Here is a 25,395-nt window from a genome sequence, read left to right on the forward strand (position 1 = left end):
ATCGCAAAGGCCGCGAAGTATTTCCTTCTTACAAAAAGAAGAACACTTCGCGGCCTTTGCGATTCCCGTTGCGCCTTCGCTTTCAAAAAGTCTTTCAAACATTCACTTATGGCTGTAGTTGTAAATACGGATTGTTAAACCATTCAACCAACGTTAGTCATGATTAAGAATGAGGATATTGTTGAGGATCTCAACGAACTGGTAAAAATCAACAACGACCGGATTCAAGGCTATATGAAGGCGGTCGAAGACACAGAAGACACCCAACTCGATCACCTTTTCAACGAGATGATCGTGCAAAGCCAGAACTTCCGCAGTCAGCTTGCCGACCACATCGTTCGCATCGACGGTTCAGCCGTTTCAGATGCTACGACGACCGATGTGAGCAGCAAAATTCACCGTGCCTGGATCGACATTAAGTCGGCCCTGACCGGCAAAGACCGTGACACTGTGCTGAGTTCAGTAACGTTTGGCGAGAACGCCGCCGTAGAAGCCTACGAAAGCGCCATCGAAAACGATAAGCTGCCTGCTTACATCAAAGAAGACCTGACCAGCCAACTCTCGCAGCTCAAAGCCGCCCGGGAGAAGATGGACGCGCTGAAAACGAAGTAAGCAATAGGAGATAAACGATGAGCGGTGAATTGACCGACGCTTCAAGAGTTACTCTTGCGTCGGCCAACTCACCGCTCATCCTTTATCTCCTATTGCTTACTTGCCACCTGGCAAAGGCATATCCTGCAAATCTTCGTCGGTCAGTTTGATTTCGGCCGCGGCGGTGTTCTCTTCCAAGTGCTTCACCGACGACGTACCTGGAATCAGTAGCATAACGGGAGACGCCGCCAGCAGCCACGCCAGGGCAATCTGATGCTCGGTAGCATCGTGGCGTTCGGCAACGCGTTTGATGGCGGCCGCGTTACCCAGATCGCCACCACCCAACGGATACCAGGGAATGAAGGCGATGTTTTGCACTTCGCAATAAGCCAGCACGTCATTCCACTTCTGTTGCCCGAAGCTGTACATATTCTGTACCGACACCACTTCGAAATACTGCTGGGCTTCTTTGATCTGATCAACGGTCACTTCCGAGAGACCAATATGCTTGATCTTGCCCTGCTGCTGCGCTTCTTTCAAAAAGCCAAGGTATTCTTCAGACGGTACTTTATCGTCGAAGCGGTGGAGTTGGTATAACTGAATCTGCTCCAGTTTCAGCCGTTTCAGGCTGCCATTCAAGGCTTCTTCCAGGTGCTTACGACTACCATCGACAGGCCACTGATTTGGCCCGGTACGTAGCAACGCCCCTTTTGTACCAATCACCAGATCGCTGGCATAGGGATGTAGCGCTTCGGCAATCAGCTCTTCCGATACAAATGGACCGTAGCTGTCGGCGGTGTCAATAAAATTAATGCCGAGGTCGAGGCAGCGTTTCAGCACGCGCAGGGCTTCGTCGCGGTCTTTGGGTGGTCCCCAGATCCCTTCACCGGTAATGCGCATGGCGCCATAGCCCATCCGGTTGACGGTCAAATCACCGCCAAGTGTAATCGTTCCCGACGCGACGGCCGGTTTTTCTGTTGTTGACTGCATGGGTAATACTTGTTGAAAAATGAATTGAGGCAGTCAGTGCCTGTCTCCTATCCTTCTACTAAACCTTGCCAGCAACTGTTTGGTGCAAACCGTTTTTTCTTTGCTCAGGTACGTACCTAAAGCTAGACCTATCAGGTTTCAAAAACCTTATGGGTCTGATTGTACTACCGTTTCTCGATTCCTTCCAGCACACGGCGGATGACGTTGGCGCGGGCCATGAAATCAAGCGAGGCCGGTACGTCGCGGTCGTCGATCAGGGCCTTGAACCGTTGCAACAGGTCGATATAATCGGCCAGCGCCTGCGAGACGTTATCGCGGTTCTGATCGAAGATAGGCGCCCACATCTGTGGCGAGCTTTTCGCCAGCCGTACAGTACTCCCAAAACCTGTGCTCGCCATATCGAAGATGGCCTGCTCGTCTTTCTCTTTTTCCAGCACCGTCAGGCCCAGCGCAAAGGCACTCACGTGGCTCAGATGCGATACATAGGCCAGATGCAGGTCGTGCTCCTGTGGGGTCATGTAGAAGAGCTTCATCCCGATGTCAGAAAACAGCGCTTCGGCCAGTTTCAGGCTGTCAGGATGGCTTTTCTCGCGGTCGCAGATGATCAGGTTTTTACCCGGCAGCAGTTCTTTAAACGCTGCGCCCGGTCCCGAGTTTTCGGTACCGGCCATCGGGTGCGCGGCCACAAACTGTGGGCGTTTGGCGTGCGCGTCGGCCAGCGCACAAATGCTTTCTTTGGTTGAGCCCAGGTCAAGAACCGTCGCCCCAGTGGGCAGTTGATCCAACACCGTCGGCAACAACGACAGAATGGTATTGACCGGCGTGGCCAGCACCACCAGCGTACTTTGGGCGAGGGCTTCGTCTAGCGGCAGGATCGTATCGACAATGCCTTTCGCCAGTGCCAGTTGCCCGTGCACGGCCGACGCATCGACGCCCACAAACGTGGCTTTGGGGTATTTTTCCCGGACAGCGAGCGCAAACGAGCCGCCCAGCAAGCCAATACCAATGATGCTGATAGTCATGTTGTGTAACGTCTGACGTTTGATGGTACGTGGCGGATCAAGCGTTAGTTGTCAGCCGGCTTACGGCCTCCCAGATGCGCTCTTTCGGCATGCAGAGCGATACGCGAATGTAGCGTTCGCCTTTGGGGCCAAAGATAAAGCCCGGCGCAATGAAGACGTGTTTGTTATAGAGCAGATCATCAACCAGCGCGTCGGCCGATTGAATGTGTTCGGGCAGTTTCGCCCACAAAAACAGGCCTTCCTGATCGCGGGCGTAGGTGCATTGAAGTGCATCCAGAAAGGCGTAGGCGGCTTCAAGACGCCCTTCGTAAACGGCATTTCGCTCAGCATGCCACTCGTCGGTGTTAGCCAGCGCCGTTGCTGCTGCCGTCTGTAGCGCCAGAAACATACCCGAATCGACGTTGCTTTTAATGGTCAGTACAGAATCGATATAGGACTTAGCCGCCGCCAGCCAACCAATTCGCCAGCCCGCCATATTATGCGATTTGCTCATTGAGTTGAGTTCGACGGCCACGTCTTTCGCTCCATCGACCGACAGCAGGCTGATGGGCGCTTTCTTATTCAGAATCAGGCTGTAGGGATTGTCGTGGCAAAGCAGCACCCGGTGGTCGTGCGCAAACCGAACGGCACGCTCGAACAGCGCTTTGGTAGCTGGCGCGCCCGTGGGCATGTGCGGGTAATTGAGCCAGACAATCCGGGTACGTTCAGTAACCAGATCGGCCAGTTGCGCCCAGTCTGGTTGCCAGTTGTTATCCTCCTGAAGCACGTATTCGAGCACCTTCGCGCCCACCATCTGACTCACCGCCCGATAAGCCGGATAACCCAGTTCGGGCACCAGCACTTCATCGCCCTCGTTCAGGAACGTCAGCGACAGGTGCGTAATGCCTTCCTTCGAGCCAATCAGCGGTAGCAGTTCGGTCTCCGGGTCAAGCGTAACGCCGTAGGTACGTTGATAAAACCCGGCAATCGACTGCCGCAGGGCCGGAATCCCTTTATACGACTGATAGCCGTGCGCACCCGGCTGATAGGCCGATTGCGTGAGGGCTTTCAACGTGGCATCAGACGGCATCATGTCGGGATTTCCGATGCCCATATTGATGACATCATGACCCGCCGCCTGTAGCTTTCGCACTTCGGCCAGTTTGATGGAAAAGTAATACTCCTGTGCCTGATTGGCCCGGTGGGCGAGAGGGATAATCATAAAAAAATGGTTCAACGTTTAAGGTCTAACGTTCAACGTTGCTGACGCGCTTTACCCGGGCGCCAGCCAACCTTAAACGTTAGACCTTAAACGTTGAACCTATTTGTGCTTAGTTCAAAAACTTCAGCCGAAGCTCGTTCAGTTGGTTCTTGATCGACGCATCGACTTGCTGATCACCGACGCGCAATACGTAGCCGCCGATCAGTTTCGGGTCGATTTTTTCTTCCAGCTCAACCAGTTTCGCATTCGTGAGCGACTGTACTTTCGCCTTTAGCTGGGTGCGCAGTTCATCGGTCAGCGGGGTGGTGGTGATCACCGTGGCCCGCTCAACACCCTTCATTACGTCGACCTGCTGATTAAATGCAACGGCAATATCTTCGAGAATGTTATCGCGGCCTTTCTGCGCCACAATCTGAAAGAAGGACAGCGTCATGGGATTCAGCCGACTGCCAAATACCGCGTTGATGATGCTCCATTTCTTCGCGTTGCGCACGATAGGGTTCTTCAGCAACACACCCAACTGCCGGTTTTCGGCCAGTGTCTTCTGAAAGAACTGCATGTCGCCCGACAACTCCTGTACAATTCCTTTCTCCTGCGCCAGGTCGATCAACGACTTGGCATAGCGGGTAGCAACGGTTCCTACGGCCATGATTTCGTGCTTAGTTTAAGCGTGACGAAGCCACCAGATCCTGAACCAGTTTCTCCTGTGATGATTTGTCGGTCAGTTCGCGGCGGAGCACTTTCTCGGCCACTTCAATCGACAGATTCACCACTTCTTTTTTCATAGACGATACCAAAGCCTGCCGCTCATTCTGCATGGCTTCGCGGGCCTGTTCCAGCATCCGCTGTCCTTCCACGGCCGCTTTATCGCGGGCATCAGCCACCATTTTGTCGGCGGTTTCTTTGGCACCACGCAGGATCGTGTCACGCTCGATGCGGGCCTGCGCCAGAATCTGTTCGTTTTCGGCTTTCAGCTTGGCCATTTCGCCGCGCGTTTTCTCGGCCAGATCAAGCGCGCCCTGAATGTTGTCTTCACGCTCTTTCAGGCTCTGCGTGATGGGCTTCCAGGCAAATTTGCTCAGCAGGAAAAACAAAGCGCCAAAGATGACCACCTGCCAGAACAATAGGCCAAGATCGGGGGTGAGCAGTTCCATAGTCAGTTATGAACGATAAAATGATGTATAAAACGGTACGTCTTCTTTTGTTTTTGATGGAACGTACCTGACCACGGCAACCCCAATGATCAGGTACGTTTCCGAATGCGGTGCACCCCGTGTGCCATTGCCTACTGCGTTGGCGGGGTACGTGTCGACAGTGACTGATTAACCCAGGGCAACCAGCAGACAGATAACGGCAGCGAACAGGGCCACGGCCTCGATGAGGGCGGCGATGATCAGCATGGCGGTTTGGATACGACCAGCGGCTTCGGGCTGACGGGCAATGCCCTCCATCGCGCTACCACCGATACGACCGATACCCAGACCAGCACCGATAGCAGCCAGGCCAGCGCCAACAGCGGCACCCATGACACCTACGTTACCAGCAACTTCCAACAAGATTGAGAGCAGATACGCTAACATCTTAAAACAGATTTATATGTGAAAAAGAAAACAAAAGAATGCAAGATTGATTAACCGATCTCTTCGCCGGGACCTTCGTAGCCAATGCCATGATCGGCTTCGTGGTGATCTTCGATCGCGCTGCCGATATACATCGACGTGAGCAGCGTGAAGATGAACGCCTGTAGGAACGCTACCAGCAATTCGATCAGGTTCATGAAGAGAGTAAACGGCACCACGATGGCGCTGACGCCCCAACCCGTACCAGCACCTGCCTGACCCGCAATGAAGATCAGCGACAGCAGGCTCAGGATGATGATGTGACCTGCCGTGATGTTGGCAAACAACCGGATCATCAGCGACAGCGGTTTCATGAACAGACCGACAATTTCGACCGGAATCATGATGGGCAGCAGCGCAACCGGTACGCCCGTCGGTTTCACCAGGTGCAACCAATAGTGTTTGTTGCCGCTGAAGTTGGTGACTAGGAAGGTGATAACCGCCAGCACCAGCGTTACGGCGATGTTACCCGTGAGGTTGGCACCGCCCGGCAGCAGGCCAAGCAGGTTGTTGACGAGGATGAAGAAGAACAACGTCAGCAGATAAGGCAGGTATTTTTCGTATTTGGGACCGAGGTTCGGTTTGGCGATTTCGTCACGCACAAACACGACGATCGGCTCCAGGAACGATTGCAGACCTTTCGGTGCTTTGCCCTTATTTTTACCATAGGCACCGGCAATCGAGGTAAATACCACCAGCAGGATAATGGCGCTCAGCAGCAACGAGGCCACGTTTTTAGTGATCGAGAAATCACGAACGTGGGCTTCTTCAACGGGTTTGCCCGCTTCATCGACGCGGTGAATATGGCCGTGCTCTGATTTGTAGCCGTTGTAGACAGCCCCGTGGTTCAGGCGCGACGACGAGAACACTTCCAGGCCACGATCGGCTGAATACAGAATAACCGGCAACGGCAACGTAACGCCATGCGCAAACTCCCAGCCGCGATCATCGCTGATGTGGTGGGTGATCATTTCACCGACGTTGAACCCTTTTTTCTGTTCTTCGTGAGTCTCCTGACCGTCGAGGGTGTGTTCCTGCGCGAAGGCACCAGCTACCGTACTGATGATCAGCGCGAAGGCTAAAACCAATTTATTAATTGACGAGCACATCATATGAAATAAGTAGGCGTTTCTACGAATCGCGCCGCAATTTACGCGTAAGGCCGTAGATTTCAAAGCTCGTATAAACTAAATACAGTACAAGAAAGGTAATCACGAAGGTCCGGCGATCCGGTACGCCGTAATAAAGCAGCACGCCCATGAACGATAAGCTCAAAATGAGCTTAGCTGCAATGAACGACATATAAAATGAGGTGAATTGCGCTGATTTAGGGTCTTTTACAAACGACATGAGTCGGTGCAATAACGCCGATATAGCCACATAAAAAAGCAGCAGGTACGTCCAGTAGGGATGTACCCAGGCCGCGTTGAAATATTGTTTGGCTACAAAAAATACAATTCCAAGAAGAGCCGTGAGTATGATTGAGAAACGCATGGTTCTGTAGAATTCCGTCTCTACTTGCTTCGCTCGATAGTGTATTGAATCAAACCATCCAGTGAATCGCGGTAGGTCGAAGAAGGAAGCGTATGCAGCAACGTTTGGGCCTGCCGAACGTAGTCTTCCATGGCCCGCGTGGCGTAGTCGAGACCACCCGACTGCTTCACAAAGCTGATCACCTCATTGACCCGTTTGGGCTCGTCGCTGTGGTTTTTGATGGTATTGATAATGCGTCGTTTCTCGCCTGATCCCGCCTGACTCAGCGCGTAAATCAGTGGCAGCGTCATTTTCTTCTCTTTGATGTCAATACCCAGCGGTTTACCGACTTCGGCGGTTCCGTAATCGAAAAGGTCATCTTTGATCTGAAAGGCGATGCCGACCTTTTCGCCAAAAAGCCGGGCTGTTCCCAATACGTCGGCCGGCGCATTGGCCGACCGGGCGCCCATCGCGCAACAGGCCGAGATGAGCGATGCCGTTTTCTGCCGAATAATCTCGTAATAGACATCCTCGGTAATGTCGAGGCGGCGCGCTTTCTCAATCTGCAACAGCTCACCCTCCGACAGATCGCGGACCGCTTTCGACGCAATGCCCAACAGTTCAAAGTCGTGGTTGTCGACCGATAGCAACAGGCCCCTCGACAGCAAATAATCGCCGACGAGTACCGCAATTTTGTTTTTCCAAAGGGCGTTTACCGAGAAGAAGCCGCGTCGGTAGTTCGAATCGTCGACTACGTCGTCGTGCACGAGTGAAGCGGTATGCAGGAGTTCGATGAGCGCGGCCCCCCGGTAGGTCGAGTCATTGATCTGCCCGCACACCCCCGCCGTCAGGAAGACAAACATGGGACGGAGTTGTTTGCCTTTTCGCCGCACGATGTACGTCATGATCTGATCGAGCAGCATTACATCGCTTTTCATCAGGTCTTTGAATGTTTGCTCGAAACGGTCCATTTCGGCAGCAATGGGAGCCTGTATGTCAGCAATAGAAAGAGCCATTCGGATACGTTATCGGGGCGCGTTGCCGCGTCTTAGCAGGCGGGAGCAATCGTGTAAACGCGGCAAAAGTAGCCATGAAATGATGAACTGTACGTAAAAATTGCAATCTTGAACTGGTTTGTGACGGGTCATTTTGTGGTTTTGGGTTACGTCACAAAACGGCCATCCGGGTATAGCGTAGGCCGTACCAATTCCTTATGTACTAATACCAAACGCAATGCTTGACCAACCGACCATTCCTGCCGCCGAAGTTCACTCATCTCCCCTACCTACTTCCTGTGGCCGAACCCTCGTACTCGGGGGCGGCTCGCTGAAAGGTGCCTTTCAATGCGGCGCCATTCTGGCCGTATTGGAAAAGGGGTTCAAACCTGAGTCAATCTACGGTATCTCGGTAGGTAGCCTGAACGCCACCTTCCTGACTCACGAAGCTAACCGGCAGTTTGCCCAAACGGGTCAGATCGATTGGCCTAAAGCGGGCCGGGCACTACTGGAGTTCTGGGTACGTAACATTACAAAGCCCGATGATGTTGCCGTGATCCGATCGCGTTTCCTGACGGGCTACAACACACTGATGAGTCGGTTCGATGGGTATCTCGATAATACACCGCTCCAGAACCTGATTCGGCAACATGTCGATGTGGCTGTTTTGCGGCAGGGGCCGATCAAATTGAAAGTGGGGGCCGTGAACATCATTGAAGGCGACATGGTCTATGTAGACCCCAGCGATGAGCACTTTCTGGAGTATGTCTTCGCCAGCAGTTCGCTTCCCTTTCTGATGCCGGCCGTACAGATCGGTGGTGACCATCGTAAAGCGTTTCTCGACGGCGGTCTGCGCGAAGTGGCGCCCGTACGGGAAGCCATCGACGACGGTGCCACCGAGATCGTGTGCATTGCCTGCCATGCGAAGCGGGTGTTTAACGAAGCGTTCAACTACCGCAATCTGCTCAGCCTGATGGAACGGGTGAAAGACATCACCGTCAATCAGATCGTCAACAACGACATTGCCTGGGCTGAACGCTTTGTGGAGCGGGAAAAACTGCGGGGCCATTCGTTCAGCCTCACCGTCATCCGCCCAACCGTGCCGCTGACGCTGAATCTCCAGCAGTTCGACTCCAACGACATTAGCAAGCTCATTGTGCAGGGCTACGAAGCCGCTACGGCGGTGTTGAAGCAGCCCGCCAAGGCATAAAAAAATCCCCGACCAATTGGCCGGGGATTTTTGCAGGTACGTTGGTTACGCCTTAGTTGAAGATGTAACGCACACCAAATTGCGCCTGCCACACCGCGTTCAGCGACGAGTTCGGTGTAAATGAATCACGCAGTAAGATTGTTCTCTGCGCATTTCCCTCGGTGATCGACTGAGTTGCCAAGCGGTATGATAGCGTACCGTTCGAGTTCACAGTAGCGGCAAGCGGGTTAAACGTCGTCGTCACGTTGCCTACCCCCCATTTATCATTGAAGAAATTGCCAACGTTTAAAACGTCTGCACGCAGTTGAAGTGTATTTCTTTTATTCTTCTGCCCTACAGCTATGTAAAACTCTTGGATGAACGTGAAGTCAACCCGAGTTAACCAAGGGAACGCACCACCATTGCGCTCAGCGTATTGCCCCCGCCGTGTCTTCAGGTAGTCGTTGCCGTCGATGTATGCATCAAAAGCTGCCTGTTGCTGAGCAGGCGAGTAGGTAACTGATGAGGCAGGTGTAGTCCCTGCTGCTGGCGTATTAACTACCAGCGGCAGGAATGTCAGATCCGATGCCCGGTTGGGTACAAAAATCAGATCTTGGTTGGTCTGGCCATCGCCGTTTACATCCTGAGCATAGGTGTATGATATCTTCGAACCACTGTTCGATACTAAGCCCAGTGAGAACGTTGAGGAACCACCGATTTTCCCACCGTAGTTCAACCGATAGTTCAGGAAGCCTACAATCCGGTGACGCAGGTCGTTATCCGAATACGTCAGGGGCAGATAGTTCTGACCCACTACCGTAGGAACGTTAGCTTGCACGGTGCTACCGACAAAGGCGATGTCGCGCGCTTCACCATATGTGTAGGAAATAAACCCACCAAAGCCACGAGTAGCGGGTTTTTCCAACTTAACCGTTGCGATATATGAGTTACCTTGATTCGTATTTTTCAACACAAATGCATTACCAATCGTCGGGTTGATGAAACGAGCATTGGTAGCTGCTGAACCTGACAAACCTGAAGCAGGAAAACGTGGGCGATTGTCGGCACCAGTTAATGTACTGGTCGGGGCAGCCAGGTTGGCATCGATATACCGCAGACCATTCAACGTTTTGTTGTAGATAAACTCAACCGTACCAATTAAGCCCAGGGGCAAACGCTGATCGACAGCGATGTTTGTTTTCCATATCTGCGGGTATTTGAGTTCCTGATCTGAAGCGTTAATGGTATAACCTGTCAGCTTAGAGGGGTCTTGCCGATCAGGCAAAATACCAGCAGGTAGCTTGCTAGGGTCAGTCACGAAAGGAACCCGTTGATCAATCAAGTTAAAGACAGCCGTGTTGATACCATTGTTACCTAACTGGTTAGAGATCAATACCTCTGGAATACGCGATACAAAGAAGCCAGTACCACCCCGAATTTGTGTTGTCTTATCGCCTTTTACATCCCAGTTAAATCCAACACGGGGAGAAAGCAGCAAACGCGGCTTGGGGAACGATCCTGTCGTGATTCTGTACGGATTGCCATTTTCATCACGGAATGTGAGATCCGCTACCCGTTGGTTATTGAACGAAGCGGCATTTGAATCATCATAAGCAAATACGTCGCCACGTAAGCCAAGTGTCAGTTTGAAATTCGGCGCTACCTGAAATTCATCCTGGATGTAGGCACTATACAGATCACGATCCAGGCGTTGCAGTGGCTCAGCCCCTCCATCAACCAACGAATAACGCAGGTTATAACGTGGAACTACCACAGGTGAAGTTGTGCTGTTTGGATTCGTGATTGACGCCAACGCAGCTGTTTGGAAATCAGCAATCGAGTTGTAGACATACACACCGTTTGATGCCGGGAAGAACACGTTGTTCGACGTGAAGTGTTCGTAAACCAGGCCAGCTGTCACCGTATGCTTACCCGCATAGTAGCTGAAATTGTCGGTAATATTAAAGGTCGAGTAATTCAGCTTGTTGTTGGGGGTAAACGGATCAAAACCAATCGAGGTCAACGTGCTGCCACCAACACCATTCAGAATATCGATCGTTGGGAACAACCCAGTCTTGTACGTTCTGTCTTCAATCTGCTTGTTGTATGTAACGATCAGATCATTCGACATTTTATTGCTAAACGTCGACGTCAATTCCGCCGCAATAGAACGTGTGTTATCGGCAATGATATAGCCAGAACTTTCAGGCGATAAGGCATCGCGCAGGTTAGTCCGGTTGCCGTTACCAGCCGTGTTACTGCTACTACTGTTGCTGATGATTTGATCCGACTGTGAATCGTGGTGCGAGTAACGTACTGACAATTTGTGATTGTCATTGATGTTATAATCGATACGCGCCAACCCCTTTAAACTCTTAACCTGGTTATTGAAACCATCGAATGGCCCCAATGTCCGGTTGAAGTTTGTTTGCATAAACTGTGTCAGGTCATTAGCTTGTTCCAGCGTCAGACGAGAGACGTTGCTACCAGCTGTTCCTCTGTTCAGTGAAAACGTCAAGGCAGGTGTGCTGCTAGTGAATTGCTCACCATTGACGAAGAAGAACAGTTTATTTTTGATGATCGGGCCACCCAACCGGAAGCCATACGTTGTTTCACTCAAGTTAGGAGCCGGTGTGATCGTTACGCCGTCTACCGTTTTGCCGACAATTTTATCAGAACGGAACAGGGTGTAAGCAGACCCCGAAAATTCGTTCGTACCTGAACGGGTTACAGCGTTAATACCGGCTCCAGTAAAGCCTGACTGACGAACATCGTAAGGAGCAACGTTAACCTGTACCTGATCCAAGGCATCGAGCGATACGGCCGTTGTACCCGTACGACCACCCGCAGATGCTGATGAGCCTAGGCCAAAGCCGTTGTTGAATACGGCACCATCAATGGTGATGTTGTTGAAACGGCTATCCTGACCAGCAAATGACTGTCCATTACCATACGGATTGTATTTGGTAATGTCATTAATCGTCCGACCGATTGTGGGAGTCGTGTTGATGGTTTCACGACCAAATGAAGAAGCAGCCCCCGTACGGTCTGAGCTGAAGATATCAGAGCGGTTGGTGGTGATTACCACTTCATTTAAGCTAGTGCTTACATCTGCTAATCGGAAATTGGCATTGGTTGCCGTACCGAGGTTTACAGCAATATCAGACAGTTTCTGCTCCTGATAACCTACAAACGTAGCCGTAATGGTATATGGCCCACCAACACGTACGGTTGGCAACGTGTAGCGACCTGAAGCATTCGTCGTTATACCGTAGCGCGTTCCTGAAGGTTCATGAACCGCGACAACAGTTGCGCCCGGAAGACCCTCTCCCTTCGCATCGGTTACGATACCATTGATGGCACCGCTGGTTACCTGTGCTAGGGCTTCACTGCCGAAACCCACAGACAACAACATACTGCCAAGCAGTAAGAAGGCTGCCCGGAAGTGCAGTAGCTTTTTAAACATAGAAGTGTTTGGTTTGATTGTTAATGCAGTCTGGTCCATACAACTGGACACTAGGTTGTTTCCAATACAAATGTCACACAACTTTTCGGGACCGCCAAGTGGCGATTCTCCAAAAAGTCATATAAAAGTGTTAGCATACGGCTATTTTCTTTAAAAATTCCATATTCCTCTTCCAATCAGGCAGGTTGGCCATTGTTATGTTTTTGTTAAGTACCCAAAACCTCTCCTGACCCGCTTTTGCTCAGCCAGGAGCCCAACGCTAGTTTATGACGACAACTCATCCAATACGACTAACCCAGTATAGCCATGGCGCGGGCTGTGGCTGTAAAATTGCCCCCAAAGTGCTCGACCGAATTCTACACGCTCAGACAGCGGGGCCAGCTTCCCACAATCAGGCTTTTAGCACGCTGCTGGTGGGTAACGACGCCCGCGACGATGCCGCCGTGATGGATATTGGCAACGGGGACGCCATCATCAGCACCACCGATTTTTTTATGCCGATTGTTGACGATGCGTTCGATTTCGGGCGTATCGCCTCAGCCAATGCGATCAGCGATGTGTATGCCATGGGCGGGCAGCCGATTATGGCTATTGCTATTCTCGGCTGGCCCATTGACAAACTAGCTCCCGAAATAGCCGGGCAGGTGATTGCAGGCAGCCGGGCAATTTGCGCCGAAGCGGGTATTCCGCTGGCTGGTGGGCACAGTATCGATTGCCCCGAACCGGTATTCGGGCTGGCCGTAACGGGTCGGGTGCGAATCGATCAGCTGAAGCAGAACAATACGGCCACTGAAGGCTGCCGCCTCTATCTGACCAAGCCACTGGGCGTGGGTATCCTGACGACGGCTCAGAAAAAAGGGATTCTTCAACCCGAACATGCCGATCTGGCTCCTCGCCAAATGGCTCAACTCAATTCGTTTGGGGCCGTGCTGGGTACGTTGCCCTACGTGAAAGCCCTCACCGATGTGACAGGTTTTGGCCTGCTGGGGCACCTGGTCGAGATGGCCGAGGGAAGTGGGTTGAGCGCTACGGTCGCCTTCGACGACGTACCCAGACTGGCCGTTATCGACACGTACCTGGCGCAGAATAGCATTCCCGGCGGTACGCACCGAAACTGGGACAGCTATGGCCACAAAATTGCCGACCTGACCGATCAGCAACGCTTCGTGCTGGCCGACCCACAAACGTCGGGCGGGCTGCTGATCGCCGTTGATCCCAACAGCACAACCGAATTTGAGCGCGTAGCAGCCGAGAACGGTTTTACGCTGCAATCATTCGGGGAGCTGGTAACAAAGCGGGACAAAGTCGTGTATGTGAACTAAACGGTGAACGCAAAGGCGCAAAGGGATCGCAAAGAGCGCAAAGTTTTTCAGATACATTGCGTTCTTCGCGATCCCTTTGCGCCTTTGCGTTCGAAACTATCATGAAGCTTTATTACCGTGAGGTGGGCGACCCATCCGCTACCCCTCTTCTCATCGTCCACGGCATTTTTGGCTCGTCGGATAACTGGCTGACGATCAGCAAAACCATTGCCGAGCGGGGCTACCGCGTCATTCTGCCCGATCAGCGCAACCACGGCCAATCGCCCCGCAGCGATGACTTTTCGTATACGTACCTGGCCGACGACATCCACGAACTGATTCAGGACCTGAAGCTGGATAACCCCATTCTGGTGGGGCATTCGATGGGTGGCAAAACCATGATGCAGTATGTCATGCGGTATCCGGGTACGTTCCGGGCGCTGGTTGTTGTGGATATTGCACCCAAATTTTACCCCGTACACCACAGCGACATTTTGCGCGGTCTGGCGGCGATCGACCTGACCGCCATCCGCACTCGCAATGAAGCCGACGACATATTGAGCGCCTACGAGCCATCGCCAACGGTGCGGCAATTCTTGCTCAAGAACCTGTATCGCGAAACGGTCAACGGCACGTCGCAGTTTGCGTGGCGGCTCAACTTGCCGGTTATCAGCCGGGAGATTCACGGCGTGGGCGAAGAACTGACTGACACGCATGCTGTTACGGCCCCAACGCTGTTTATCCGTGGTGAACGGTCGCCTTATATCCTTGACAGCGATTGGCCCGCCATTCTGCGCCTTTTCCCCAACGCCCAGCTTATCAGCATACCAGACGCGGGCCATTGGGTGCAGGCCGAACAACCCGCCGCCTTCGTCGACGCGCTGATGGGCTTTTTGAATGAATAATGAATGATGCACAATGCCATCAAGCTACGAAGTCATTGTACATTGTGCATCATTCATTATTCATTCAGATCACCGTTCCGCCGTCGGCGTAGAAGAGGCTGCCGGTGCAGTATGAGGAGGCTGACGACGCCAAGAACAGGGCCATTGGACTGATTTCGTCGGTAGTGCCCATGCGGGCAATCGGGAGGCGTTTGGTGAAGTGCGCCAGGATTTTCTCGTCCTGCCACAGGGCCTGACTGAATTTGGTTTTGATGAGGCCGGGGCAGATGGCATTGACGCGGATACCATCGGGACCCCATTCCTTCGCCAGCACTTTCGTGAGCATGTTCATCGCCGCTTTGCTCACGCTGTAGAGGCCCAGGCCCGGGTCGGGTGTGTGGCCGGCGATGCTGCTCATCATGATGATGCTACCGCCGCCCCGCTCCTTCATGCTGGGATACACGAGTTTGCTCAACTCGAAAGGTGCTTTTACGTTGGCCTGCATGATTTTGTCGAAAGCGCCGCCATCGGCCTCCAGCGATGGCCCGAATACAGGGTTCGAGGCCGCGTTATTTACCAGAATATCCACCCCGCCATAGGTTGCCAGCGTTTTGTCGACAAGCTGTTGCAGCTGTGCCATATCACCCACGTGCGCCGCAATGCCGGTAGCCTCGCCCCCGTCGGCGTTGATCTCGGCGGCGAGGGCATCGCAGGCCTCCTGCTTGCGGCTGCTCACGACCACTTTGGCACCAAATTTGGCGTACATACGGGCGATGTCTTCGCCAATACCTTTGCTGGCACCGGTGATGATGGCCACTTTATTGGTCAGGTCGAAAATAGCCTTTTCAGGTTGGGGGGATGTCATTGGTTTGTTCTGGTTTTGTAGACTCGTAGTTTTGACGAAAGATAGTAGTAAAAACAAAGGGCCTGGAACAAGGGGCGTGACATAAGATTGCCCACCCCATGCCCGTTGTCCTAAGCCCTCACCCTATGCCTCAAACCCCCGACTCGCCGCTTTTTGGCTCCTGGAACCGCGCCTACGCCGTCGTGCTGGGTGCGTTGCTGCTCGAAATTGTGCTGTTCTACGGCCTAATGCGCTGGTTTTCATGAGTGAGCTGGACTGGTGGGTGCTGGCAGGTACGTTGGTCGTACTGGTGGTGTATGGCCTGTATCGGAGCTGGGGCAAACAGAACTTCGACGATTATATGCTGGCCGGGCAATCGCTGCCCTGGTATCACGTCGGGCTGTCGGTGATGGCCACGCAGGCAAGTGCCATCACCTTTCTGTCGGCGCCCGGACAAGGCTTTTCCGATGGCATGCGGTTCGTACAGTTTTACTTCGGGCTGCCGCTGGCGATGATCGTGTTATCGGTCACGTTCGTGCCTATTTTTCACCGATTAAAGGTTTATACCGCCTACGAATTTCTTGAAAACCGCTTCGATGGCCGGGTACGTTCGCTCACGGCGGGGCTGTTTTTGCTGCAACGAGGGCTGTCGACAGGACTCTCCATCTACGCTCCGTCGATTATCCTGTCGACGATTCTAGGCTGGAACATCTACTGGACCAACACCATCATGGGCGGGCTGGTACTGCTCTACACAGTCACGGGTGGCACCAAAGCCATCTCGCACACGCACCTGACCCAGATGCTCATCGTGACGGTGGCGATGGGACTGGCGGGCTGGCTCACGGTCAGGCTTCTCCCCGATTCGGTGGGTCTCAGCGAAGCCCTGCACGTCGCCGGCAAAGCAGGCCGGATGAACCTCATCGACACCAAATTCGACATTCAGAACCGCTACAACATCTGGTCGGGGCTGATCGGCGGGTTCTTCCTGCAACTATCGTATTTCGGGACGGACCAGTCGCAGGTGGGGCGCTATCTCACTGGCGATACGGTGGCGCAAAGCCGAATGGGCCTGCTGATGAACGGGCTGCTGAAAGTGCCCATGCAGTTCCTGATCGTGCTGGTGGGAGTACTGGTGTTTGTCTTTTACCAATACAACGCCTCGCCTATCTTTTTCAACAAACAGGAAGCCGACGCCCTGCGGAACAGTCCGCTGGCAGGTACGTTCCAACAACTCGAAACGCAGCATGAGGCGCTCACCATTCAGCGGCGCACCGATGTAGAAGCCCTGCACACCGCCCTGCAAGGCGACGACGATGCGCAGACCGACAAAGCGGGGGCGAAGCTGAAAACGACCGACAAAGCCATTGCCGATCTGCACAGCAAGGTGGGTGATCTGATTAAACAACATAACCCGGCTGCCGACACGAAAGAGGTCAACTACGTCTTTCTGCGCTTTGTGCTCGACTACCTGCCCCATGGCCTGATTGGCCTGCTCATCGCCGTCATGTTTGTGGCGTCGATGGGGTCGATTGCCTCGGCCTACAGTTCACTGGCCTCGACCACGGTGGTCGACGTGTACAAACGCATCTGGCCCGTGGGTACGTTGGACGACGTGGCCCTGTCGCGCTGGATTACCGTTGGCTGGGGTGTGTTTTGCATCGTGGTCGCGCAATTTGCCAACCGACTGGGCAGCATGATCGAGGCCGTCAATATTCTCGGCTCATTATTTTACGGCGTCATTCTGGGCGTTTTCTGCGTCGCTTTCTACGTTAAATCGGTAGGCGGGCGCGCCACATTCTGGGCGGCCGTGATTGCCGAGGCCGTGGTGGTGGCGTTCTACTGGTTCGACCTGATCGCGTTCCTCTGGCTCAACGTGCTGGGTTGTCTGCTGGTAGTGTTCCTGGCCTGGGCCCTGGCGAAGCTGCCTGCCCGCTCCTGATTGTTTTGTTCGAATGCTTTAAGAACAGTCCGATTCATAAGCGTATGCATACCACTTCATCAACGGATTTAAGCGACAAACTCAAACGGCTCGAGCAGAAATATGCCGCCATGGGGCAGGATATGGCCTCGTATCTCGACGGGTTACTTCAGGCCGACTACCTGACGTATTGGGATTATGTGCACCTCGACACGTTGCTGTCGTTGCAACACCCCCGCACCGCCTACCCCGACGAGCTGATTTTCATCACCTATCATCAGATCACCGAGCTGTATTTCAAGCTCGTTCAGCACGAGGTCCGGCAGATCATCGACCACCCGGCGCTGACGCCCGACTTTTTCGAGCAGCGCATGGTGCGCGTCAACCGGTACTTCGATATTCTCGAACGATCGTTTGCGGTCATGATCGAAGGCATGGATCGTGAGCAGTTTTTGAAATTTCGTATGGCCCTGCTCCCGTCGAGCGGCTTTCAGTCGGTGCAGTTTCGACAGATCGAAATTCTGTCTACGGATTTCGTGAACCTGCTGGCTCCAAACCACCCGCTCCCACCCGACGCCCCGATCGCTGCGCAGTACGATTGGTTATACTGGAAACAGGGAGCTACCGAACTGGCTACCAACCAGAAAACGCTGACGCTCCGGCAATTTGAGCAGGAATACGGCGACGCGCTGATTCGGCTGGCGCAGCATGCCCAAACCGCCAACCTCTGGCAATGTTATCAGCGCCTGGTGGCAACCGGGCAACCGTTGGATAAGCTCACAGCGCAACTACGCGACTATGACGATCGGGTAAATGTGCGCTGGAAACTGGCGCATCTACGGTCGGCGGTAACGTACCTGCATAAGGAGCCGGAACAGATCAAAGCTACGGGCGGCACCAACTGGCAAACGTACCTGCCGCCTGTTCAGCAGCAACGCCGCTTCTTCCCCAATCTCTGGACCGAAACCGAGCAGCAACAATGGGGAAAGCGTTGACTAGCCATGAGCAACGGATCGGTCTCATTCTGCGTTATCTATTCGTACTTTTGAGCAGCTTCCCGATTCGTAAATCCTAATCATATGCAGGCAATCAGTGAAATTATCGATCTTGACGGTCCAGAACTGCACTACACCCTGCCCGAAGGATTTGAGGCACGGCGGGTACAACTGATTATTCTGCCCGCCGACAGACTAGAAAACGAGTCTCCCAAGAAAAACCGAATTCAATCCTTGCGGGGTAGCTTGAAAGGGGCCGCTGCCAATAGTCTGAATGCCCATTTACAGACAGTTCGCAACGAATGGTAAATCGCTATCTGATTGATAGTTCGGCCGTTAGCCAGTATCTCGAAGCGCGAATGCCTGAAAGCGGATTACTGTTTATGGACAACGTGTTTGCCATTGAGAGCAACATTTCTGTAATCACACAGATTGAGTTGCTGACATGGCAACCGCCCGCCGCTGAATTGGGAGAGAAGATTACTATCTACATCGACGATTCAACGGTGTTTGAACTAACCCCTTCTGTGGTCGCAGAAACCATTCGGTTGCGGCGCAAGCATCGGATTAAAACCCCTGACGCGATTATAGCTGCTACCGCGCTCGTCAACGGTTTTCAGTTGATTACCGATAACGAGCGGGACTTCAGTAGCATAAAAGGGCTACGTGTGATTAATCCAAACCGGCTATGACCGTTTCCTTCCCGGTTCGTCTTAAAAAATCCTAAAGACAGCACCAACCCTATCCGGCCTTCGTTACCTAGCCATCCATCTTTCGTAACCGTGAGCATTCGTTTTCTTCTTGTCGCCTGCCTCTTCCTGCTTACTCAACTAACGGCCCTGGCCCAGACGCCCCGGTTCATTATTGGGAAAGTATTCGATCAGGAAAACGGGAAAGGCGTCAACAACGCGACGGTGATCAACCCACGTACCCAGGCCATCGGGCGCACCAATGCGTTGGGGGCTTTTTATCTCGAAGTGAAACCCGGCGACTCGGTGATCGTGACCAGTCCCAGCCACGGGCGGGCGGGCCTCAAATGGGACGGCCTGACAAAAGAGCCACAACTCGCTATGAAACGGCAGCTCTCCGACGACGTGGTGAACCTGCCGACCCTGACCGTGCGGGGTAAGCGGGAGGCCGAAGTACGCAAAGAGCTAGAACAGATTCTTCGGGAACCCGAGGCGCGCAAAAACCTGTCGGTTGAGGAGGCGTTTAGTCTGGCGCAATCGCCTATCACGTTGCTCTACGAACTGTTCAGCAAGCAGGCGCGGGCCAGCCGGAAAGCCGCCGTGATCAGTCAGCAACATCGCAAACGGATGCTGGCCAACTACCGCGTGGAGTTGATTGCGCAGCGCGCCACCGACCTGCAGGGCGAAGCCATCGAACAGTTTCGCGATTATTGCAACTTCAACGACGACTTTGTGTTGCAATCCAGCGAGTACGATTTGACGTTTGCGCTCTTGCAACGTTATAAGCAATATTCGCGGCGCTAGCTGGCCATAGTTCACTACAAAACAGGCACATAGACCGGGTCTGTAATCGCGCCAAACCGAACGTTCGGTGGCATCTGGTTGTTGGCTATATATACCACCTCCTACCGTTTTACTGCCCATCACTGCTTGCGTCGTTGGCGCGATATGCTCGGTTTGCGTCTATATTTGGCCGCAACCTACCCTTTTGGCCTGTATTTACCCGACGTATGAAACGCGAAGTTGTACTCCATATCATCAACTGAAAGACACTTTATGTCGAAGAACCTAGTCATTGTCGAATCGCCCGCGAAGGCAAAAACAATCGAGGGCTACCTGGGCCACGACTTTACTGTGCGGTCGAGTTTTGGTCATATTCGTGACCTGCCCAAAGATGGCCTTGCCGTCGACGTAAAGAACGGCTTTGCCCCTTCTTACCAGATTTCGCCCGACAAAAAGCAGTTGGTGAGCGAATTAAAACGATTGGCCAAAGACGCCGACGAAGTATGGCTCGCAACGGATGATGACCGCGAAGGCGAAGCCATTTCGTGGCATTTGAAGGAAGCGCTGGGCCTGAAATCCAATACCAAGCGGATCGTCTTTCGCGAGATCACGAAAAACGCGATCCAGAAAGCCATCCAGCAACCCCGCACCATTGACCTCGATCTGGTAAACGCCCAACAGGCGCGCCGGGTGCTCGACCGGCTGGTGGGGTATGAGCTCTCGCCGGTGCTGTGGCGTAAGATCAAAGGCGGCAGTACGGGCCTGTCGGCGGGGCGGGTACAGTCGGTAGCATTACGGCTCGTGGTTGAACGCGAGCGCGAAATCGATAAGCACAACGCCAAATCGAGCTATAAGGTGACGGCGCAGTTTCTGGTCGATGGGGGTAAGATCCTGAACGCCGAACTACCCAAAAACTTCGCTACGATTGAGGAAGCCCGCAGTTTTTTGCAGCAGTGCATTGGCGCCACCTTTACGATCAGTAATCTGGAAGTCAAACCGGCCAAAAAATCACCGGCTCCCCCGTTTACGACCTCTACCCTTCAACAGGAAGCTTCCCGCAAACTCGGTTATTCGGTTGACCGCACGATGCGGATCGCCCAGAACCTGTATGAAGCCGGTAAGATCTCCTACATGCGGACCGATTCGCTGAATCTTTCGGAGGAAGCCGTTGAGAAAGCGACCACTGAGATCAGAGCTGCGTTCGACGAGCGATACGTCCATCAACGGCATTTCAAGAATAAAAATGAGTCGGCACAGGAAGCCCACGAAGCCATCAGGCCGACCAATTTCAGCGACCATAGCGCGGGTGCCGATCGTGATCAGAAGCGGCTGTATGAGCTGATCTGGAAACGGGCCATTGCCTCGCAGATGGCCGACGCCCAGCTCGAACGCACCACCGTTACGATCAATATCCGCACAACCGGCCGCCCGACAGAGAACTTCCCCAGCGACCTCATCGCGCAGGGCGAAGTGATCAAATTCGACGGGTTCCTGAAAGTATACCTCGAATCGAAAGATGATGAGGACGACGAAGATGCCAAGGGGATGTTGCCGCCGCTCACGATTGGGCAGGAACTGGACTTGAGCCAGATGAAAGCGGCGGAGAAATTTACGCGCCCGCAGCCCCGCTACGCCGAAGCCTCGCTGGTGAAGAAACTGGAAGAAATGGGCATTGGTCGCCCGTCGACCTACGCCCCGACCATTTCGACGATCATTAACCGTGGGTACGTTACCAAACAGGATAAACCCGGTCAGGAACGCGCTTTCCGCGAAATCACGCTGGAACGCGACGCCCTGACGGAGAAGGTTGGCAAAGAAACCTACGGTTCCGAGAAAGCTAAACTCTTCCCAACTAATACGGGTATCGTGGTGAACGACTTCCTGGTCGAATATTTCCCCGACATTGTCGATTATAAGTTTACGGCCAACGTCGAGCAGGAATTTGACCTGGTGGCAGGTGGCAAGCTCGAGTGGCAGCGGATGCTGGAAGCCTTTTACGGTGATTTCCACAAGAACGTCGAAGAGATACAGGGTTCCAACGTGGCCTCGTTCAAGACGGGTGCGCGCGAGCTGGGTATCGACCCCAAAACAGGCAAGAGGGTATCGGCCCGGTTGGGTAAATACGGCGCCTACGTGCAGATTGGCGAATCGACCGACGACGAAAAACCGCAGTACGCCAACCTGCGCGATGGTCAGCTGATTGAGACCATCTCGATCGACGACGCGCTAAGCCTGTTTGCCCTGCCACGTGAAGTGGGTTTCTTCGAAGATCAGGCGCTCACCATCGGCATCGGTAAATTTGGCCCCTACGTGAAGCACGACGGCAAGTACGTGTCGCTCACGAAGGAAGATGACCCGTATACCATCACGGCGGAGCGAGCTATCGAACTGATTCAGCAGAAACGGGCCGAAGCCGTCAGCGACACGCTGGGTGAGTTTGAAGGCAAACCCGTTGTTACGGGCAAAGGTCGTTTTGGCCCATATGTGAAGTTCGAAGACAAATACATTTCGTTGGCCAAAGGCGAACAGTTGGCGGGTCTGACGCTCGAACGGGCTATCGAACTGATTCAGCAGAAGCGCAACGCCGAGGCCAATAAATACATCAAGGAGTTCCCCGAACGTCCGGAGGTGAAGGTAGTCAACGGGATGTATGGGCCGTATCTGGCAGTGGGCAAACGCAACGTGCGCCTGCCGAAAGACATCGACCCCGCCGAACTGACGCTGGAAAAATGCCTCGAACTGGCGGGCGAAGATCCCAAGGCAGAACCGGCAGCTAAGAAAGCGGCTCCGGCCAAGAAAGCAGCGGCTAAACCCGCCGCCAAAGCGCCGGCGAAGAAAGCTGTTGCCAAGAAAAAATAAGGTTAATCGTAATACCGAAGCTCCAGCTTCGGTAGGCTGAATGGGATACGATTGGTGCCCCAAGCCTGCCGAAACGGGAGCTTCGGCATTACAGGCGACCCTGAAACTGCGTATCTTGTTTGTATGAAAACGCGTAAAAAAATCGTCGTCTTGTCGGGAGCGGGCATCAGTGCCGAAAGCGGTATCGCCACCTTCCGTGACTCAAACGGACTCTGGGAAAATCACCGCATCGAAGACGTAGCCACGCCCGAAGCCTGGCGACGGAACCGGGAGCTGGTGCTCGATTTTTATAACCAACGCCGTAAACAGGCCCTGACCGTCGAGCCGAACGCCGGGCATTACGCCTTGGTCAGACTGGAAGAGGCTTACGACGTGACCATCATTACCCAGAACGTCGACGGGCTCCACGAAAAGGCCGGTTCGTCGCATGTGCTGCACCTGCACGGCGAATTGTCGAAAGCGCGGAGTTCGGTGGATGAATCGCTTATCTACGAAATCGACGGTTGGGAGATTAAACTGGGCGACACGTGTGACAAAGGCTCACAACTGCGCCCGCACATTGTGTGGTTTGGCGAGGCTGTGCCGATGATGGAAGAAGCCGTCGACATTGCGATTGCCGCCGACATATTTATCGTCGTGGGTACGTCGCTGGTGGTGTACCCGGCAGCCGGCTTGGTTGATTATATCCCGAATACCGTACCCATTTACGTCGTCGACCCGAATTTGCCGGAGGTACGTCGCCGACCGAACCTGACCCTCATTGGTGAACCCGCGAGCACGGGCCTTACCCAACTGGCCGATCAGCTTTTGGCGGAAGCAACGACATTCTGACGTACATTAAGGTCGTCGTTGCGTTTATCAGCTTGTTTACTCTCCCCCATGTTTGATCATCGGAAAGCGTCGTTCTGCTTTTTTTGGTTATCAATTGTCTTTGGTGTTGCTCACGCCCAGAACTGTCGATACAGTGGGCAGATCGTTTCCGCCGATGGTACGCCCGTTCCCTTCGCCACAATTACATCGGTCGATGGGCAGCATGGGCGATACGCCGACCAGAACGGCACCTTTGAACTCCCCTTTTGCGCTGACAGTGTGCAAGTCTCGGCGCTGGGGTTTCGTTCTCTGCGGGCCAAAACCCGCGCCACCTCAATGCGGCTTACACTAGCTCCCCAGCCGATTGAGCTTTCCGAGGTGGTTGTACGTGGCAAGGCAACCGGCCGTACTCAGTCTTTTGGCTTTTACCGGTCGGTACGTATACCCCCAATCTTTAATTTTAGTCCGAACACGGCCTGTACGATTGCCGCTTACGTGGCTAATTCCAGCGGGCAGGTGGGTACGATTCAGACCATCAGCTGTAGGCTGGCGCCGAACCGATCGGCCATCCTGACAGCCTACGTGGGTCGTTTACACATTTTTGCGGATAGTCTTACGCAATCGAGCGAACACTATCCCGGCCGTGACCTCCTGCTGACGAATACGGTGGTGATGATCGCACCCAATGCTCGCGCAATTACGGCCAGCCCGGGTCAGTTGGTTGCCTTTCCCGAAACAGGTGCCTGGGTGGCTATCGAGCTAATTGGGTACGTTGACCCAGCAGGGCGTTTCCATCAACTCGAAGACAACCAGTTTGGGCGGCTGAGCTCGGGAAAAAAGAGAACCGATAGTCTCTTGTCGCCTTTTTTTGCCATGAAAAAGAAAGCGGCTGGTAGCGGTCTCATACGGCTGTCAAATAGCCGCCGTTACACCCGAATCAGAGGGGAGCAGGCGCCGATGTTTGGCCTGACAGCGACATTTTAAACCCTTCGCTGGCGTGTTGAGGTTATAGCCTACATGACCCAACAGGAGAAAACGGTAGTGGCGCACGAACGGCTCAACGAAGCCTACGGTATTCAGCCGGTTCGCGGACGTAAAGACCCGATGCACGAGCTGATTGGCACGATTCTGTCGCACCGGACCACGCACGCTAACGAAGTGACGGCCTACCGCACCATGCGCGAGCGATTTCCCACCTGGGAGGCCGTTCGGGATGCGCCGCTGTCCGACCTGATCGACGCCATCCAGACGGCCAATTATCCCGAGATAAAAGCGCCCTATATTCAGAATGTGCTGCGGGTGCTGATTGCTGAACGAGGCACCGCCAACATCGACTTTCTGCGCGACCTGTCGACCGACGAGGCGATGCAGTGGCTCACGAATTTGCCCGGCATTGGCCCGAAAACGGCCACCTTACTGCTCCTATTCACGTTTCAGAAACCCGTGCTGCCCGTTGATACGCACGTACATCGGGTGACGCAGCGCATCGGCGCTATCGGCCCGAAAGTCAGTGCCGCCAAAGCGCATGAGCTGCTGCTCAGTTACCTGCCCGCCGACGCGGGGGTGCTGTTCAATTTTCACAAGCATTTTTACTGGCATGGTCAACGCGTCTGCACCTGGTATAATCCGCGTTGCGAAGCGTGCGTGCTTGCCTCTGAGTGCGATTACCTGAAATCGGGGAAGACGATGCTTCTAGCCAGTACACCCCTAAAAAAACCGAAGGGGTAACAACGCTCGTTGCTACCCCTTCGGTCCTGCTCAGG

24 protein-coding genes are annotated in these 25,395 nt (G+C 53.7%); 13 read left to right on the top strand and 11 right to left on the bottom strand.

The window, feature by feature from the left end:
- Positions 1-159: 159 nt before the first annotated feature.
- Positions 160-612 carry a ferritin-like domain-containing protein gene (locus tag ACAW74_RS09885; protein WP_370698033.1) on the top strand — a complete coding sequence of 151 codons (453 nt, stop codon included), beginning with the start codon at positions 160-162 and terminating at the stop codon, positions 610-612.
- Positions 613-708: 96 nt separating this feature from the next.
- Here ACAW74_RS09885 and ACAW74_RS09890 read toward each other — a convergent pair whose 3' ends face one another.
- The 9 genes from ACAW74_RS09890 to ACAW74_RS09930 form a co-directional block, all read right to left on the bottom strand.
- On the bottom strand, positions 709-1,581 hold the full coding sequence (locus ACAW74_RS09890; protein ID WP_370698034.1) for an aldo/keto reductase: 873 nt from the start codon (positions 1,579-1,581) through the stop codon (positions 709-711).
- 164 nt (positions 1,582-1,745) lie between these two features.
- Complete coding sequence (locus ACAW74_RS09895; RefSeq protein WP_370698035.1) at positions 1,746-2,603, bottom strand: prephenate dehydrogenase; 858 nt, start codon at positions 2,601-2,603, stop codon at positions 1,746-1,748.
- Positions 2,604-2,640: 37 nt separating this feature from the next.
- On the bottom strand, positions 2,641-3,804 hold the full coding sequence (locus tag ACAW74_RS09900; RefSeq protein ID WP_370698036.1) for a pyridoxal phosphate-dependent aminotransferase: 1,164 nt from the start codon (positions 3,802-3,804) through the stop codon (positions 2,641-2,643).
- 109 nt (positions 3,805-3,913) lie between these two features.
- Positions 3,914-4,453, bottom strand: a complete 540-nt coding sequence (gene atpH, locus ACAW74_RS09905) for an ATP synthase F1 subunit delta (RefSeq protein WP_370698037.1) — start codon at positions 4,451-4,453, stop codon at positions 3,914-3,916.
- Positions 4,454-4,463: 10 nt separating this feature from the next.
- Positions 4,464-4,958, bottom strand: a complete 495-nt coding sequence (gene atpF / locus ACAW74_RS09910) for a F0F1 ATP synthase subunit B (protein ID WP_370698038.1) — start codon at positions 4,956-4,958, stop codon at positions 4,464-4,466.
- Between the two features lie 168 nt (positions 4,959-5,126).
- Positions 5,127-5,384 carry an ATP synthase F0 subunit C gene (gene atpE / locus ACAW74_RS09915; protein ID WP_015333580.1) on the bottom strand — a complete coding sequence of 86 codons (258 nt, stop codon included), beginning with the start codon at positions 5,382-5,384 and terminating at the stop codon, positions 5,127-5,129.
- 50 nt (positions 5,385-5,434) lie between these two features.
- The gene (atpB, locus tag ACAW74_RS09920; protein ID WP_370698039.1) at positions 5,435-6,535 is read right to left on the bottom strand and encodes a F0F1 ATP synthase subunit A; all 1,101 of its coding nucleotides are present in this window, start codon (positions 6,533-6,535) and stop codon (positions 5,435-5,437) included.
- 19 nt (positions 6,536-6,554) lie between these two features.
- Complete coding sequence (locus ACAW74_RS09925; RefSeq protein ID WP_370698040.1) at positions 6,555-6,917, bottom strand: hypothetical protein; 363 nt, start codon at positions 6,915-6,917, stop codon at positions 6,555-6,557.
- Between the two features lie 20 nt (positions 6,918-6,937).
- Complete coding sequence (locus ACAW74_RS09930) at positions 6,938-7,912, bottom strand: polyprenyl synthetase family protein (protein ID WP_370698041.1); 975 nt, start codon at positions 7,910-7,912, stop codon at positions 6,938-6,940.
- A gap of 217 nt (positions 7,913-8,129) precedes the next feature.
- Here ACAW74_RS09930 and ACAW74_RS09935 point away from each other — a divergent pair, with 217 nt between their 5' ends.
- Positions 8,130-9,101: a patatin-like phospholipase family protein gene (locus ACAW74_RS09935; protein WP_370698042.1), complete on the top strand. Its 972-nt coding sequence runs from the start codon at positions 8,130-8,132 to the stop codon at positions 9,099-9,101.
- A gap of 52 nt (positions 9,102-9,153) precedes the next feature.
- On the opposite strand, the gene ACAW74_RS09940 is transcribed toward ACAW74_RS09935, so the two are convergent.
- On the bottom strand, positions 9,154-12,546 hold the full coding sequence (locus ACAW74_RS09940; protein ID WP_370698652.1) for a TonB-dependent receptor: 3,393 nt from the start codon (positions 12,544-12,546) through the stop codon (positions 9,154-9,156).
- A 266-nt stretch (positions 12,547-12,812) separates the two neighbouring features.
- On the opposite strand from ACAW74_RS09940, the gene selD reads away from it, so the two are divergent.
- Positions 12,813-13,868, top strand: a complete 1,056-nt coding sequence (selD, locus tag ACAW74_RS09945; RefSeq protein ID WP_370698043.1) for a selenide, water dikinase SelD — start codon at positions 12,813-12,815, stop codon at positions 13,866-13,868.
- A 101-nt stretch (positions 13,869-13,969) separates the two neighbouring features.
- Positions 13,970-14,752: an alpha/beta fold hydrolase gene (locus ACAW74_RS09950; RefSeq protein ID WP_370698044.1), complete on the top strand. Its 783-nt coding sequence runs from the start codon at positions 13,970-13,972 to the stop codon at positions 14,750-14,752.
- A gap of 64 nt (positions 14,753-14,816) precedes the next feature.
- Here ACAW74_RS09950 and ACAW74_RS09955 read toward each other — a convergent pair whose 3' ends face one another.
- The gene (locus ACAW74_RS09955) at positions 14,817-15,596 is read right to left on the bottom strand and encodes an SDR family NAD(P)-dependent oxidoreductase (RefSeq protein ID WP_370698045.1); all 780 of its coding nucleotides are present in this window, start codon (positions 15,594-15,596) and stop codon (positions 14,817-14,819) included.
- Positions 15,597-15,837: 241 nt separating this feature from the next.
- Between ACAW74_RS09955 and ACAW74_RS09960 the strand changes: the two genes are divergently transcribed.
- The 9 genes from ACAW74_RS09960 (at position 15,838) to ACAW74_RS10000 (ending at position 25,360) form a co-directional block, all read left to right on the top strand.
- Entirely contained in the window at positions 15,838-17,517 is a 1,680-nt protein-coding gene (locus tag ACAW74_RS09960; RefSeq protein WP_370698046.1) for a sodium:solute symporter family protein, read from the top strand.
- 44 nt (positions 17,518-17,561) lie between these two features.
- A complete protein-coding gene (locus tag ACAW74_RS09965) occupies positions 17,562-18,491 on the top strand; it encodes a tryptophan 2,3-dioxygenase family protein (protein ID WP_370698047.1) in 930 nt (309 codons plus the stop codon).
- Between the two features lie 84 nt (positions 18,492-18,575).
- The gene (locus tag ACAW74_RS09970; RefSeq protein WP_370698048.1) at positions 18,576-18,800 is read left to right on the top strand and encodes a hypothetical protein; all 225 of its coding nucleotides are present in this window, start codon (positions 18,576-18,578) and stop codon (positions 18,798-18,800) included.
- Complete coding sequence (locus ACAW74_RS09975) at positions 18,794-19,183, top strand: type II toxin-antitoxin system VapC family toxin (protein WP_370698049.1); 390 nt, start codon at positions 18,794-18,796, stop codon at positions 19,181-19,183. Before ACAW74_RS09970 ends, ACAW74_RS09975 begins: the two co-directional genes overlap by 7 nt.
- Before the next feature lie 90 nt (positions 19,184-19,273).
- The gene (locus ACAW74_RS09980; RefSeq protein WP_370698050.1) at positions 19,274-19,984 is read left to right on the top strand and encodes a hypothetical protein; all 711 of its coding nucleotides are present in this window, start codon (positions 19,274-19,276) and stop codon (positions 19,982-19,984) included.
- 252 nt (positions 19,985-20,236) lie between these two features.
- Positions 20,237-22,822 (top strand): type I DNA topoisomerase, encoded by a 2,586-nt coding sequence (topA, locus tag ACAW74_RS09985; protein WP_370698051.1) that lies wholly within the window; start codon positions 20,237-20,239, stop codon positions 22,820-22,822.
- 123 nt (positions 22,823-22,945) lie between these two features.
- Positions 22,946-23,653, top strand: a complete 708-nt coding sequence (locus ACAW74_RS09990; RefSeq protein ID WP_370698052.1) for an SIR2 family NAD-dependent protein deacylase — start codon at positions 22,946-22,948, stop codon at positions 23,651-23,653.
- Positions 23,654-23,701: 48 nt separating this feature from the next.
- Positions 23,702-24,616, top strand: coding sequence for a carboxypeptidase-like regulatory domain-containing protein (locus ACAW74_RS09995; protein ID WP_370698053.1), 915 nt, complete (start codon positions 23,702-23,704; stop codon positions 24,614-24,616).
- A gap of 33 nt (positions 24,617-24,649) precedes the next feature.
- The gene (locus tag ACAW74_RS10000; RefSeq protein WP_370698054.1) at positions 24,650-25,360 is read left to right on the top strand and encodes an endonuclease III domain-containing protein; all 711 of its coding nucleotides are present in this window, start codon (positions 24,650-24,652) and stop codon (positions 25,358-25,360) included.
- Positions 25,361-25,395 lie beyond the last annotated feature (35 nt).

The sequence above is a fragment of the Fibrella musci genome, assembly GCF_041321105.1.
In the GTDB taxonomy this organism is placed as follows: domain Bacteria; phylum Bacteroidota; class Bacteroidia; order Cytophagales; family Spirosomataceae; genus Fibrella; species Fibrella musci.